This is a genomic window from Shewanella sp. NIFS-20-20 (genome assembly GCF_019209865.1).
Taxonomy (GTDB): domain Bacteria; phylum Pseudomonadota; class Gammaproteobacteria; order Enterobacterales; family Shewanellaceae; genus Shewanella.
In genome coordinates, this window is record NZ_JAHUTT010000014.1 from 35610 (window position 1) to 49534 (window position 13925).

Annotated in this window: 8 protein-coding genes and 1 pseudogene; 3 read left to right on the forward strand and 6 right to left on the reverse strand. The window is 47.7% G+C overall.

The features are described 5' to 3' along the window. Positions 1 to 241: 241 nt before the first annotated feature. Positions 242 to 1327: pseudogene (gene rlmM / locus KU855_RS06665) on the forward strand (23S rRNA (cytidine(2498)-2'-O)-methyltransferase RlmM). Between the two features lie 73 nt (positions 1328 to 1400). Here the strand turns inward: rlmM and KU855_RS06670 are convergent. Then, positions 1401 to 2411, reverse strand: a complete 1011-nt coding sequence (locus tag KU855_RS06670; RefSeq protein WP_218529530.1) for an isocitrate dehydrogenase — start codon at positions 2409 to 2411, stop codon at positions 1401 to 1403. Positions 2412 to 2663: 252 nt separating this feature from the next. Here KU855_RS06670 and KU855_RS06675 point away from each other — a divergent pair, with 252 nt between their 5' ends. Next, on the forward strand, positions 2664 to 5444 hold the full coding sequence (locus tag KU855_RS06675) for a prolyl oligopeptidase family serine peptidase (protein WP_218529531.1): 2781 nt from the start codon (positions 2664 to 2666) through the stop codon (positions 5442 to 5444). A gap of 47 nt (positions 5445 to 5491) precedes the next feature. Here the strand turns inward: KU855_RS06675 and KU855_RS06680 are convergent, their stop codons facing one another. The 5 genes from KU855_RS06680 to KU855_RS06700 all read right to left on the reverse strand — a co-directional run bounded on the left by KU855_RS06680 (position 5492) and on the right by KU855_RS06700 (position 11927). Then, positions 5492 to 5884 (reverse strand): DUF3192 domain-containing protein, encoded by a 393-nt coding sequence (locus tag KU855_RS06680; protein WP_218529532.1) that lies wholly within the window; start codon positions 5882 to 5884, stop codon positions 5492 to 5494. Between the two features lie 93 nt (positions 5885 to 5977). Further along, the gene (gene xni / locus KU855_RS06685) at positions 5978 to 6730 is read right to left on the reverse strand and encodes a flap endonuclease Xni (RefSeq protein ID WP_218529533.1); all 753 of its coding nucleotides are present in this window, start codon (positions 6728 to 6730) and stop codon (positions 5978 to 5980) included. Continuing rightward, positions 6727 to 8085 (reverse strand): nucleotide 5'-monophosphate nucleosidase PpnN, encoded by a 1359-nt coding sequence (gene ppnN, locus KU855_RS06690; protein ID WP_218529534.1) that lies wholly within the window; start codon positions 8083 to 8085, stop codon positions 6727 to 6729. The genes xni and ppnN overlap by 4 nt, the downstream gene beginning before the upstream one ends. Before the next feature lie 44 nt (positions 8086 to 8129). After that, on the reverse strand, positions 8130 to 9683 hold the full coding sequence (locus KU855_RS06695) for a GGDEF domain-containing protein (protein WP_218529535.1): 1554 nt from the start codon (positions 9681 to 9683) through the stop codon (positions 8130 to 8132). A 108-nt stretch (positions 9684 to 9791) separates the two neighbouring features. After that, positions 9792 to 11927 (reverse strand): lipopolysaccharide assembly protein LapB, encoded by a 2136-nt coding sequence (locus tag KU855_RS06700; RefSeq protein WP_218529536.1) that lies wholly within the window; start codon positions 11925 to 11927, stop codon positions 9792 to 9794. A gap of 123 nt (positions 11928 to 12050) precedes the next feature. On the opposite strand from KU855_RS06700, the gene KU855_RS06705 reads away from it, so the two are divergent. Further along, positions 12051 to 13832: a M61 family metallopeptidase gene (locus tag KU855_RS06705; RefSeq protein WP_218529537.1), complete on the forward strand. Its 1782-nt coding sequence runs from the start codon at positions 12051 to 12053 to the stop codon at positions 13830 to 13832. Positions 13833 to 13925: the final 93 nt, after the last annotated feature.

A 13925-nucleotide genomic window follows, 5' to 3' on the forward strand; every position in this document is an offset into this window, starting at 1 on the left:
TACATGAATGTTGATTAAGCCGGCAATGCCGGCTTTTTTATTGGGGCTAATTTGGCCGTGATAACCCTGCCGACGAGCCGTCGCGCATAAGTCTCTCTGCGGCACTTGCCACCATGCGCCAGGCCAGCGCCATCGCCACTCCGGCAGGCGCAACAGATAATTAATACGATTAGGCGAATTTGGGTATATAATGCCCGCCGTTTTAGTTGTGACTATGCCCTGATTGCGGCGCGAGAAGATAATGAAGAATTTGGTGTTATATTGCCGTGCAGGCTATGAGAAAGACTGTGCAGCAGAAATACAGGTCCGTGCAGCGGAGCTTAATATTGGCGGCTTTGTTAAAACCACCAACAATCAAGCCTATGTCGTGTTTGAATGTTTTGCCGAAGATGACGGCGAAATATTGGCCCAAAAATTAGCGCTAGATTCCTTAATTTTTACGCGTCAGATGTTTGCAGCGGGCCCACTGCTGAGTAATTTGCCGGCAGAAGATCGGGTTGGCCCCATTGTTGAGGCATTAGCCGCCGTCAGCAAGGCGGGGGAATTGCGGGTCGAAACCCCAGACACCAATGAAGCCAAAGAACTGTCAGCGTTTTGCCGTAAGTTTACAGTGCCATTACGGCAAGCCCTCAAAAAACGCGACATTCTACTGAATAAAGAAAACCCGAAACGGCCCATCATTCATGTGTGCTTTGTGGCTCCGGGTCAAGCCTATGTGGGCTTCTCGTATAGCAATAACAGCTCGCCGTATTTTATGGGGATCCCACGCTTAAAGTTTCCCTCCGATGGCCCAAGCCGTTCGACCTTGAAGCTGGATGAAGCCTTTATCCATTTCATTAAGGAAGAAGATCACGAAACGCGCTTGCACTCAGGCATGAACTCAGTCGATCTGGGGGCTTGTCCTGGCGGTTGGACTTATCAATTGGTGCGTCGTGGCATGTTTGTGGCTGCGGTGGATAATGGGCCGATGGATGAGCGTCTGATGCAAACGGGGCAGGTGAAGCATTATCGTGAAGATGGATTTCGATTCGAACCACCGCGTAAAAACATTTATTGGCTAGTGTGTGACATGGTTGAAAAACCCGCATGAGTGGCTGAGTTAATGGAAGCGTGGGCAATTAATGGCTGGTGTAAAGAAGCCATTTTCAATTTGAAATTGCCAATGAAGAGTCGTTACAAAGAGGTCAGCACCATTCTGGCGACCATGAGCACCATTTTAACTGAGAACGAGATCCCGCATAAGCTGGCTTGTAAGCACTTATACCACGACCGTGATGAAGTCACAGTACATATGTGGTTACGTCCAGACACGCACTGCGGTTTCTAAGCGCCAATGGCGCTTAGGCTTAAAAAAGGATGCACATGCATCCTTTTTTATTATCAATAACCTCAAGCCAAGGTTAGCCTAAACGGTCGAGCACCGCTTGGGTGAAGTCGGTGGTGCCATGGGTGCCACCTAAATCACGTGTGGTACGATCGCCTCTGGCAATAACATCGGACACCGCTTGGCGAATTTGCTCGGCTTTATCTGCCATCCCTAAATATTCTAACATTTGAATCGACGCTAAAATGACCGAGGTCGGGTTCGCTAAATTCTTACCGGCAATATCTGGGGCGCTGCCATGGACGGCTTCAAAAATCGCGGCATCCTTACCTATGTTGGCACCTGGGGCCATGCCTAAACCACCGACTAATCCCGCACACAAGTCTGACAAAATATCGCCAAACAAGTTAGTGGTGACGATCACGTCAAAGTTTTCTGGATTCATCACCAGCTTCATGCAAGTCGCGTCAACGATCATCTCTTCGGTGATGATATCTGGGTAACGCAAGGATACCTCACGAGCGACTTTCAGGAATAAGCCTGAGGTCGACTTCATGATGTTGGCTTTGTGTACTATGGTGACTTTTTTGCGGCTTTCTTTGCGAGCTAATTCATAAGCGAACGTGGCAATTTGCTCGGCACCTTGGCGAGTGACTATGCTGGTGGCTTCCGCGGTGGTGCCATCGTCAGACACCTTTTGACCTAGGCCAGAATACATGCCTTCGGTATTTTCACGCACTGTGATGATATCGATGTTGTCATAGCGGGCTTGAGTACCCGCAAATGACAAAACAGGACGCACGTTAGCATAGAGGCTGAATCGCTTACGTAAAGAGACATTGATTGAGGTGAAACCTTCACCCACAGGGGTGGTCAATGGGCCTTTTAAGGTGATCCGGTTTTTTTCAATTAAATCGAGCGTGCGTTGTGGCAGCAGTTCACCGTGTTTTTCTAATGCCATTAAGCCGGCATCGGCAAACTCATAGTCGAAATTACAACCCGCTTTATCGAGAATTTTGATGGCGGCATCAATAATGCTTGGACCTATGCCATCGCCGGGGATGACAGTAATTGTTCTTTTTGACATGAAACGTCCTTCCACTGTTAATTGTTACTACTTTTATTGAGACATGTATGAAACATGGCGGAAAAGCGGGACTTTGTATTGCTATCTGTCGGGCATTTTAAACACTTTTATACAATTTTTACAGGATTTGGTGAGCACTCTCACGTTTTTTTCTGTAGGCTAACTTGCACAAAAGCTAGGCTGAGACGATGATTGAGGCCGAAACCGCTAAAAAAAAGACTTTAGTCTAATAACGATAAAAAGAGGCAACCCTTGAAGTTAATCCCCATATTAGCCAGTTTTATGATGGCTGGCATGACCATCAGTGTCCAGGCTGAAACCGAGCCCCGTCAGCTACAACTGACAGATATCATGAAATTTGAGTCGTTAGTTAAACCCCAGTTAGCGGCTAATGGTCAAGTGATGGCCGTCGAAGTCCGCCCCGATCGCGGCGATAGTCATGTATTAGTGAAGCGCACCGATAATTCCAAAAGTTATCAAATGGCTAACGCGGCTAAGCCCATCATTAGCCAAGATGGCCGTTTTGTTGCCGCCGAGTTGCCCATTACGCTATTAGATAAAGCTTCGAAAGATAAAAAAGCCTTAAAAAAACTCAAGGCGGGTATGCAGCTACTCGATACCCATACTGGCGAGATCCAAACTTTTGAACGGGTTGAATCATTTGCATTTAATCAGCAAGGCACGGCCTTAGTGATTTGGTTTGAGCCCCCTGAAAAAGATAAAAAGGCCGATAAAGATAACAACCAAGATGATGACGCTAGCGATGCGGTGACGCCAGACAAGTCGGATGTGGGACGGCCAATGACTGTGATGTTATTGAAGAGCCAACAAGCGTTAGCCTTTGAGGCGGTTAATCGCTACGCCTTGGCTAAGGCAAGCTCGCAGCTATTACTCTCTGTGGTCACTGATGAAGGGGACCTGCTGTTACTGATTGATGCCGCTAGCGGCAAACAGACGCCAGTCCATCAGAGCGATGATCAAGTCATTGGCGCGCTGGCGTTAAGCGGTGATGGTCAGCAGCAAGCCTTTATCGTTGGCGATCGCACTACGCATATTGATGAGCGTGTTTATCAATTACGCTTGGTGCAAGCAGGAAATGTGTCAAAGGTAGCCGATAACCGTCACTGGCCGTTAAATCGCTATAGTCAGCTACGTTTCGACGAGCAGGGTCGTCAGCTATTCTTTGGCCGCGTGCCCGAGGTCAGCCGGGTGTTAGCATTAGAGAAAATCACCACCACTGAAGATCTTTACGATATCGATAAAATCAGTGCCCAGCGTAATCTCAACCTCTGGCATGGGGACGATGCGCGGATTAAGCCCAATGAAATTAAGCAATACGAGGCTAAGGTTAAGCAAACGTATTGGGCGGCCTTAGATACTAAGCATGGCCGCATTCAGCAACTGGCCGATCCCGACGTCATGGATGTGCATTGGCCTGTGGCCGGTGATCAAGTGTTAATGAGCACCGATAAGCCTTATTTAAAAATGATCACTTGGGCGGGCTTTTACCGTGATTATTATGTGTACGATCTCAAGCGCGGTGAGCGCCGATTAGTGCTGACTCAGCAAGCCAGCTCTCAACGCCCGAGTATGTCTGCGAATGGTCGCTATATGGTGTATTTCCAGCAGGGACAAGTGAAACTCTATGAGGTGGCTGCCGATCGACATGTTAGCTTAACCGCCGAACTCGGCGTCCCTTTTGCCAATGAAGATCATGATTACCCTTCCTCGGCGCCAGGCTACGGCTTTGGCCCATGGTTAGCCGATGATTCTGGCGTGTTGGTGTACGATAAGTACGATATCTGGCAATTATCGACCCAAGGTAAGGCCCCGATTAAATTGACCTCAGGTCGAGAGTCGGCGCAGCAATTTCGGCTCACCGGCTTAATTGATACCAAGGATAAGATCAGCACAATCGAGGCTAATCAAGCCTTATTAGTGACGGCCTACAGTGAGCGCACTAAGGCTGATAGCTTGCACCGCGTTAACGTTGGCCAATCCGGTACTCAGTTGTTGATGAATGACGCTGCTAAAGTGTCCGTGGTGGCGCGTGCCGAACTTGACGATACCCTGTTGTTGACCAAAGAGCGTTATGATCTATTCCCAGATCTTTATGCCGCCAAACTATTTGCCCCCGCTGACGCTCGTCAATTAACCGACCTAGATAAACAGCGACAGCCTTTTAAGTGGAGCCAAGCGGAACTGGTGCAATGGACTGGGGGAGATGGACGGCAGTTGGATGGGGTGTTAATCAAACCGACCAATTATCAAGCCGGTAAACCTGTGCCTGTCTTGGTGTATTTCTATCGTTTTATGAGCGACAGATTACATGCATTCCCGCAAATGAAGGTCAATCATCGTCCTAACTTTGCGTGGTACAGTGATAATGGTTACGCAGTATTCCTCCCCGATATTCGTTTTGAAGTGGGGTATCCCGGACCATCGTCGGTACAAGCCTTAACCTCTGGCGTGCAAAAACTGATCGACATGGGGATTGCAGATGCTAATGCCGTCGGCATTCAAGGGCACTCTTGGGGTGGATACCAAACGGCGTTTGTGGTCACGCAAACCCCGATATTTAAAGCCGCGGTCAGTGGTGCGCCCGTCAGTAATATGACTAGCGCGTATTCAGGTATTCGCCATGGAACTGGCTTAGCCCGCCAGTTCCAGTATGAAACCGGTCAAAGCCGCATCGGTGAAAGTCTGTTTGATGCTCAGCAAAAATACATTGAAAATTCGCCGGTGTTTTATGCCGACAGAATTAAGACGCCGATGATGATCATGTTTGGTGATAAAGATGATGCCGTGCCTTGGGAGCAGGGCATTGAAATGTATCTTGCTATGCGCCGTGCGGGTAAGGATGTGGTGTTGTTGCAATATGAAGACGAGCCCCATCACTTAAAGAAATACCCTAATAAGCTCGATTACAGCGTGAGAATGATGCAGTACTTCGACCATTATCTTAAGGGAGCTAAAGCCCCCATGTGGTTAGAGCAAGGTGAAGCGTACCTCGAGCGTCCTGACGCGGACTAACCTGAAGTCAACCAGAGTTGCCGCGCATGGCAACTCTGGTTGCGCGGCTAAATCGGGGGAGCGAATGGGCTTTCAAGAAAGGATTGATAACTGCTCTCGCCCCAAGCACTGAGTTTATTATTGATAAATAACAATGGGGTGCATTCTTCTCGGCTGGTTTCACCGTCAGACGACACATGCTGGGTACGATAAAATAGTACGGTTAAGTTACCTTCAAGACCGGGCTTAGCTTCTGAGATGTCGGCCGGACCGAGTAAGGCAATGACCGCCTGCTTGTCTTGGCCTATGTCTAATTGCGCGATGGTTTGTTTATTAAATTCTTGTCTATCTTGCCAGTCCATATCTTGAGGCTGCGGCTCATACACTAGTACCACTACAGCCACAAATATCACATAAGCACAAAAGAGGGTGGCAACCACCCAGGCGAGTTTAAATTTCATTGCAGTATCCTTGGAATGTCTTCTCCTAAGATAACGCGAGTCACTGCAAGCTTCAAAGTTGAAATGTTACTTTTTGTTAACTTTTAGCGAACTTTAGCAACGATACTGCCGGAGGCTGACCTGCAATGGTAACTCTTGGTTGAGTTTGGCGAGCTTATAACTGAGTCTGGCCATGTCTTTGCCCGCGCCGAGTTTAGCGGCGAGCTTGTCATTGAGTTGGTCTAAATGCTGATAGAGATTAGCGAGGTCGTGGTATTGGTTCAATAACCCCGCTGCCGTTTTCCCGCCGATGCCGGCAATGCCCGGAATTTTATTACCACTGTCGCCAGCCAAGGCAAAAAAGTCCAACAGTTGCGACAGGTCAACGCCAAGCTTGGTTTGTAACGCGGCGTGATCAAAGGGAGCCTTAGCAAAATAATCCCACTGGTGGATGTTGCTGTGTTGTAATTGGGCAAAGCCCTTGTCGGTGGAGACAATCATTGCTTGTCCTTGGTGAGCGACCAATTTAGCGGCTAAGGTCGCAATCACGTCATCCGCTTCACTGTCGGCTTGTAAACCGTGCCAGCCCAGTTCGGTTAGCGCCTGCTTAAGCCGAGGTAACACCGCGGCTAAATCCTCTGGCATCGGTTTGCGACCTTTCTTGTAATCCGGATACAGCTGTTTGCGCCAAGAGAGGTTGTCGCCATCCCAAACAATGACTAGGTGGCTAGGTTGGTGTAAACGCTTGAGTTTGTCGCAGGCTTGTTCAAGACGCTGTTGTAATTGAGCCCCATCAACTGGGGCTCCCATGGTGGCATGTAATCGTCTCGTGAGATTCATGCCGTCGATGATAAGAAAGGTGTTCATTTGACTATTTTATAACAGGGCACATATTCGCTGCCGGGTAATTTCATTCTTTGTTGCTTTACAAAGGCTTGTAATAGCAGGTCCATGCGATCCATTAACGCCAGATCACCGTGAATTTCAAAGGGGCCCCGTTGCTTGATGAGCGCTAAAGTATCGGCTTTTACATTACCGGCCACAATAGCAGAAAAAGCACGTCTTAGGTTAGCGGCCAGTTCCGCTTTATCTTTGCAATTAGGATGCAGGGTTAAATTTGCCACGGCCTCATGGGTCGGGTTGAAGGGCAGTTGAAACTCAGGTTCAATATTGAGCGCCCATTGATATTGATACGCATCTTTGGTGGCTCGTCGATAGGCCTTGATATGCTCCATGCTGTTGCGCATATATAGCGCGACCGCCTGAGGGTCATCGACAATAATTTGATACTTTTCTTGGGCAGCAGGCCCTAGTGTGGCATGGATAAAGGCATCTATTTCGTCAAAATAGGCGCGGCTTTCTTTAGGGCCGGTGAGCACTAAGGGGAATGGAATGTCTTCATTGTCGGGATGCAATAAGATGCCCAGTAAGTACAGGAGTTCTTCCGCCGTGCCCGCACCGCCAGGGAAGATGACAATGCCATGGCCTAAGCGCACAAAAGCTTCGAGGCGCTTTTCAATGTCAGGCAAAATCACTAGCTCATTGACGATTTGATTCGGTGGCTCAGCGGCAATAATACTGGGTTCAGTTAAGCCTATGTATCTGGCGTTTTTGAGGCGCTGCTTGGCATGGCCTATCGCCGCACCTTTCATGGGGCCTTCCATGGCTCCTGGGCCACAGCCGGTACAAATATCGAGTCGACGTAGGCCCATTTGGTAGCCGACTTCGCGGGTATAAGCATACTCAATTTCGTTGATGCTATGACCGCCCCAACAGACCACAACATTGGGATCTCGGTCGGTGGGGAGTACTCTGGCATTACGCAAGATATCGAATACGACATTGGTAATGTGGGTGGAGTCGGTGAGGTTGATGTGCTTGAAGTTGTCGTATTTATTGCTGATATAGATCAGATCTCTTAGCACGGCAAATAGATGTTCTTGTAGGCCCTTGATGATTTCACCATCAACAAAGGCTTGCTCGGGAGGATTGACTAATTCCAATTGTAACCCGCGCTCACGCTGGAGAACATTGACTTGAAAATCACTGTATTGGTCAAATAAATCAGAGGCATTATCCGTGTGCATTCCCGAGGCAAGCACAGCCAATGAGCAATTACGATAGAGTTGGTAGAGGTCGCTTTGGGCGCTTTGTTGCAGTCGTTGCACTTCCAATTGCGACAGTTGATCCATGCTACCTTTGGGGCTAATTCTCACTATCATAAGCAACTCCTTGCTAAATGAATTTCTCGATTGTGATCCCAAGTTTAGTCAATAATCACTCGGTCTCGACTTTGGTGCTTCGCCTGGTAAAGGGCTGCATCGGCTCGCTCAAAGGTGTCATTGATGGACTCTGAGCCTGATAGCTGCGCCGCACCGATAGAAACAGTGATGGTCACGGGTTGCATTTTAAACTTGAAGGGAATGTGTTTAATTTTTTCCCGCACCCGATTAAGTAACTGTTTCATATCATCTTGGCACACTCCAGGAATTAAGAGAACAAATTCTTCGCCGCCATATCTGGCCACAAACTCACTCTCTCTTAATGTTTGGCGTAATGCAGAAGCGATCACTTGCAGTGCTTTATCGCCCGATAAGTGTCCATAGGTATCATTGATCTGTTTAAAATGATCGATATCTAACACCGCTAACCACAACGGGTGCTGATGGCGAATGGCTTGGCGATATTCAATGTCCATTTTTTGTTCTAGTGCGGCGCGATTAGGCAGTTGAGTCAAGGTATCGATCATATTGAGTTTTTGCTGCTCGAAGAAACGCTCCTTGTAACTCATGGCTTCTTGATTGAGACTATCGAGCTCACGTTGCATGCTTTCCATGGTCTTTTGCATGACCAACTGCTCGCGTTGCTCTAAGGCATCTTTGCGAGTCAAGGTATGGTGAATACAGGAGAGCTGCTCTGACACCAGTTGCTTGAGCTCTTCTAAAGGCATGGATTTTGCGCTGCTTTGGCTAAGAGAATCAATCCGAGAAAACAGTTCGCTATTGAGTTGCGTCTTCAGCTGCGAGCTACGCTGATATTGCGTCATACCATCCCCAACGGCATCTCGCACTGAGTTTAAGGTTTCGTTGAGGGCAAACAAAAACTCTTGGGAAGCGCTTTTTTCCTGATAAATACTGTTCACTAACAAGGTCAGCAATTGCTGATAGGCATTGAGCAGGTGTTCAGTATCAATATTGTCTCGCAGCTGTGCGATGATCTTGTCGATTTTTTGCTGTTTTTCAGCCGGAAACTCAATCTTCTTGATGAGTTCGAGTAGCTCATCTGCTAATAACTTGTGTTGCGGCAATAAGCTGAATGAATCTTGGCTAACCAAATGCTGGCGTAACAAGCCTTGATAGGTGGCCAGTAATTTTTCCAGTTGCGGGATATATTCCCACACATGGCTATAAGGCTTGCTATTGGTTTGGCGAAAGTAGGTGATTTCGCGGCGGCTAGCTTCTTTCACTTGCTCGATTTGCAACAGCTCGCGGCTCATCATATTGATGTTCTCGCGGCCAGATTCCAGCTGCTGGAGCATCTGATGATACTGACCTTTCAGCATCTGCTGAAGGTGTTCCATATCGGTGGCGATAAACTCAAACTTATCGTAATTGGTGAGCTGGTTACGCAGTTTGGCAAGGCGGTTGTCGAGCTCAATATTCTGGCCTTTACAGGCGATACTGAGATGATGGATCAGGGATAACAGGGTTTGTAATTTTAGATTACGATCTGTATCTAACTGCTGCAGCGCTTCTTTGGCGGCATGCAGCTTGTGTTTCATGTGTTTTAGTTGGTCTTGAGCGTTAAGTAAATCATCCATAATTTTTTCAGCATCACCCAGTATGAAATCACCGCCTAATCTATTGGCTATAATGTTACCCTAAGGCTCGAGAACTGCAAATGTAAGATCCCGAAAATATTCAATAAATTAATAATCTTCACGCGAACATTCGCTCTTGGCGCTCGGCCACTTAATCTGTTGTTTATCGCCACTGCACTCCACTTTAATTAAGCCGCGACAAATGGCTTGCTCCAAGCGGAAATAAATCGGGCTGGTAAAAATAGTCGGTGGGGTAAAATCAAGCGAACTAAGGCTGACATAGGAGGCCGGTTGACCTAAGCTCAGGGCGCCTGCACAAGCAAATTGTAAGCTTTGCAATATTGATTGGGCATCGATACGGATATCACTATTGGCCATCAGGGGTAAATTGATGTGGCCGAGTGACCAAGTATTTGTTGATGTCCACACCTGTGTTATCAGCTTAACTAATTCAGCACCGGACAGCTGCTCTTGGCTATACAGACCAATCAGTCCCGGTCTTAAGGCATGAACGGTTAACGAGCTGATGGTGGTTAATTCGTTGAGTTGCTGCCGAAAAAACAATCTAAATTCACTCTGGCCGAGCAATAAGTCATCATTGACATCGGCTTCTATGGCCACGATGGCCAAGGTGCCTTGGCGAGTGGCGTTATTATGGGCAAGCAAGTTCACAAAGGAGTTAAGGCCAGGATACTGGGTGATGGGTTCTTGCAAGGCTTGCTGTTTAAGGATGTTGATGAGTCGCTTGCTGCGGGTGTACTTCAGTGCCAGAGCGATGACGCTGATCAGCGTAATCACTAGGCCGATAAAGCATAACGACAGGAGAATTTTACTGATGCTTAAGCTGTCCGCTTGATTGTGTAAGCGACTATTGACTGTGTCCAACGACAGTTGCAATTTTTGCAATTGTAAGGCGGCTCCAACATCTTCTTTGGGAGGTTGGCTGCTGCTTTTTTGCTGGCGTAGTTGCAGTAACTCTTTACTTATTGCCAGTGCTTGCTCTGTGTCGCCTAATTGCTCAAGCGCTATCATTAATTGTTGTTTTGCGTCTATTTTCACTTCAAGATTTTGACGTTTCTCGGCTAATGCGAGGGCATTATTCGCATGGGTTGTGGCCGCCGGCCAGTGGTGGGCAAGGTTGTTAACTTCGGCTATCAGCACTTCGTTATATATTAGGTAATGCTCGACATTTTTTTGCTGAAATATTTGATTGGCCTGGTGTAAATTCGACAAGGCTACCGTGAAATTACCGAGTTTCGAATAGGCCTCACCCAAGTTATGGTAGTTGAGGGCAATAAATATTTCATTGCCGCGACGGCGGTCAATGGCTTGAGCATTTAAGTAATAATCGATGGCTTGTTGCCACTTTTCTTGCTCGGCATAGATTAAGGCAATGGCGGTCATTGACTGCGATAAATAGGCGTTACTTTCGAGGGCCTGAAAACTGTCTGCCGCTAATTGCGCATGAGCTAACGCATCGTCGAGTTGATCGAGTGAACGATAGACTTTAGAGAGTTGAAAGTTAACCATGGCCAATAGGCGCGGTTGTTGCTCTTCACTGGCTAATTGATGGGCTTGAGAAAAGTACTGTAACGCTTGTGGGTATTGATTAAACGTGGTGTGAAACTTACCTAAGCGAGAGTTGGCATAAGCCAATAGATAGGACGAAGATAAGCGAATTGCTCGTTCTCTTAAGGCATTGAGGTGAGCCAAAGCCGTCTCTTTTTGACGCGTCAGTAAATATAACGAACCAAGATGGTCATCAATGGTGAGCGCTAACAGTTGGGCCTCGATAGCCGGTTGTTCCTTAATCAAGGCTAAGGCTTGCTGATAGTAGTCGATGACTTGGTCATAGTCTTGCTTGTTTTTGCCAATGTGCCGGCCTTTGAGCATCAGTATCGTGGCCCGTTGCGATGGGGATTTGGCAAATTGTTCCAGCAGGGTGATCAGCATCTGATTGTCGGGGTGATCAGGACTCACCGTGACCCCTGACTCCATACTTAAGCGGATCAATAAGTAATATTGACGAAATAATGTCGCTTGATTGAGTCCCCAACTGTCATGGCTTAAGCGAGTTTGGCTTAAGGGACGGCTATCCACATCGAGCTGTTTTTTGATGGTGTTGTATAACTGTTGCGGTGATTCTCTGACGCTAATTTCATCGTCTAAGGTGACACTGGCAAAGACATTAAGGCTAAAAAAAACCAGGAACGTGAGTGTCAAATTGATGATGAATGCTGGCATTGAGTCATTCCAAATTAGCGAAAGGCTTTGGTAAAAATGATGTTAATTTGAGCTGAGATCATTGATTTTACTTGTTATACTGCCTCAGCTTTGTAAAAAGAATGATAACAGAAGGAACAAGCCATGAAACCTGCTATTCGCGTATTTTTTGCGATCGGCACCATTTTTAGTGCATCGGCGCTTGCCGATGTGCAATATAAAATTGACTTACGCCAGCCCGAACATCAACTTGCCCAAGTTGAAGTGATTTTCCCAAGCGCAAATACTGCTAGCCTTACGGTCAATTTACCTGTGTGGCGCACCGGCAAATACCAAGTATTGCCCCTGGCCGACGGTATTCGGCAATTTTCCGCCTTCGACGCTCAGGGCGCCCCCTTAGCCGTGACCCGTACCGCCAGTGGCGAATGGCAAGTCGCCTTGACTGAACCTACCAGCGTGCGTGTGACTTATCAAATACATGGCGATATGTTGGGCTCCCGCGTCCGCCATATCGATGAAAGCCATGCGTTTCTCGATGCCAGTGGGGTCTTTGTTTACAGTCCTGAGTTTCGTGATGATAATTTACGTGTCAGCCTCGAAGTGCCCGAGGGATGGAATAGCTATTCTGGCATGACCAGCGGTTGGCAACCGCACACTTTTGTCGCGCCAAATTATGATGTCTTAGTGGACTCCCCCATCGAAACCGGCATCAGTCAAATGCGATCTTTTAGTGCCAATGGCCGAGAGTATGAGTTAGTGGTGTGGGGCGAAGGTAATTATAACCTCGATCAAATGGAGCAAGATCTTAAAGCATTAAGCGCAACGGCCGAGGTGATTTGGGATGATTATCCGTTTGAGCGTTACGTCTATATGGTGCATGCCACCAGTGGCGAGCGTGGAGCTACCGAGCACCTTAATTCGACCATCATTCAGTTGCCCCGTTTTAATTTTAGAGAGCGTAAAGACTACTTACGTTTTATTGGCACGGCATCTCATGAATTTATCCACACTTGGAACGTGAAGCAATACCGCCCTGAGGGCTTAGCTAAGTACGAATACCAGCAAGAGACCATTAGCCCACTGTTGTGGTTATCTGAAGGTTCAACCAGTTATTTCCAGTACCAATTATTACTGCGCGCTGGGGTTATCACCCATGATGAATTTATGGAGGATATCGCCAAACGTATCAGTAATAACCTCAATCGTCCGGGGGCTTCGCAGCAATCGATAGCCGAGGCCAGCGAAACCACTTGGATAGCGCAAGGGGGGGATTACAGTACTAACCATGGGGTCAATATTTATTCGGAAGGCTTCTTAGTCTCGCTGGCGTTAGATTTCGATTTATTGGAGCAAACCGGTCTGAAACACTCCTACCGCGATGTTCACCGCCGCTTGTATCGTGATTTCCGTTTGCCCGCAGGATTTGGTGTGGCTGATGTCAAAGGTATCTTGGCCGACTTAAGTGGCCGCTCCTACGACGACTGGTGGCAACAGCACATTGATAGCCCATGGCAAGCCAATTACCCTGAATTGCTGGCCTTAGCCGGTTTGGAGTTAAGCTATGGTAAAGAGCAGCAAGTCGAAGCCGACTTAGGGGTGACCCTAGGAAAAACAAGTTTACGCCTAAGCCATGTTAAACGTGATGGCGCCGCTTGGAAGGCGGGGCTGCATGCAGGCGATGAAATCGTCGCAATAAATGGCCTCAAGGTGACTGCCGATGGCTTCGATAAACGTCTGCAAGATTTTGAGCCCGGCCAACAGATTGAGGTGAGCTTTTTTAATGATGACATCCTCACTCGCCGCACCGTGGTTCTCGAAGAAAAGCCTAAAGGCAAGTTGCAGATTAAGCCCTTAGAAGGGGTTAGTGATAGCCAAAAAGCCTTCTTCAAAGCTTGGTTAGGGATTGATTGGCCTTATCAATCATAACCGCCGCGGGTTGTCGCGACGGATTCGGTCTGCCCCAGAGGTGAGCTGAATCTGTCGCGTTTCTTGTATAAATTACGCATCAATTTTGCTAAG

Coding starts and splice junctions, on each gene's coding strand:
- KU855_RS06670 (WP_218529530.1), bottom strand. CDS start 2,411: ATGTCAAAAAGAACAATTACTGTCATCCCCGGCGATGGCATAGGTCCA.
- KU855_RS06680 (WP_218529532.1), bottom strand. CDS start 5,884: ATGAAATTTAAACTCGCCTGGGTGGTTGCCACCCTCTTTTGTGCTTAT.
- xni (WP_218529533.1), bottom strand. CDS start 6,730: ATGAACACCTTTCTTATCATCGACGGCATGAATCTCACGAGACGATTA.
- ppnN (WP_218529534.1), bottom strand. CDS start 8,085: ATGATAGTGAGAATTAGCCCCAAAGGTAGCATGGATCAACTGTCGCAA.
- KU855_RS06695 (WP_218529535.1), bottom strand. CDS start 9,683: ATGGATGATTTACTTAACGCTCAAGACCAACTAAAACACATGAAACAC.
- KU855_RS06700 (WP_218529536.1), bottom strand. CDS start 11,927: ATGCCAGCATTCATCATCAATTTGACACTCACGTTCCTGGTTTTTTTT.
- KU855_RS06705 (WP_218529537.1), top strand. CDS start 12,051: ATGAAACCTGCTATTCGCGTATTTTTTGCGATCGGCACCATTTTTAGT.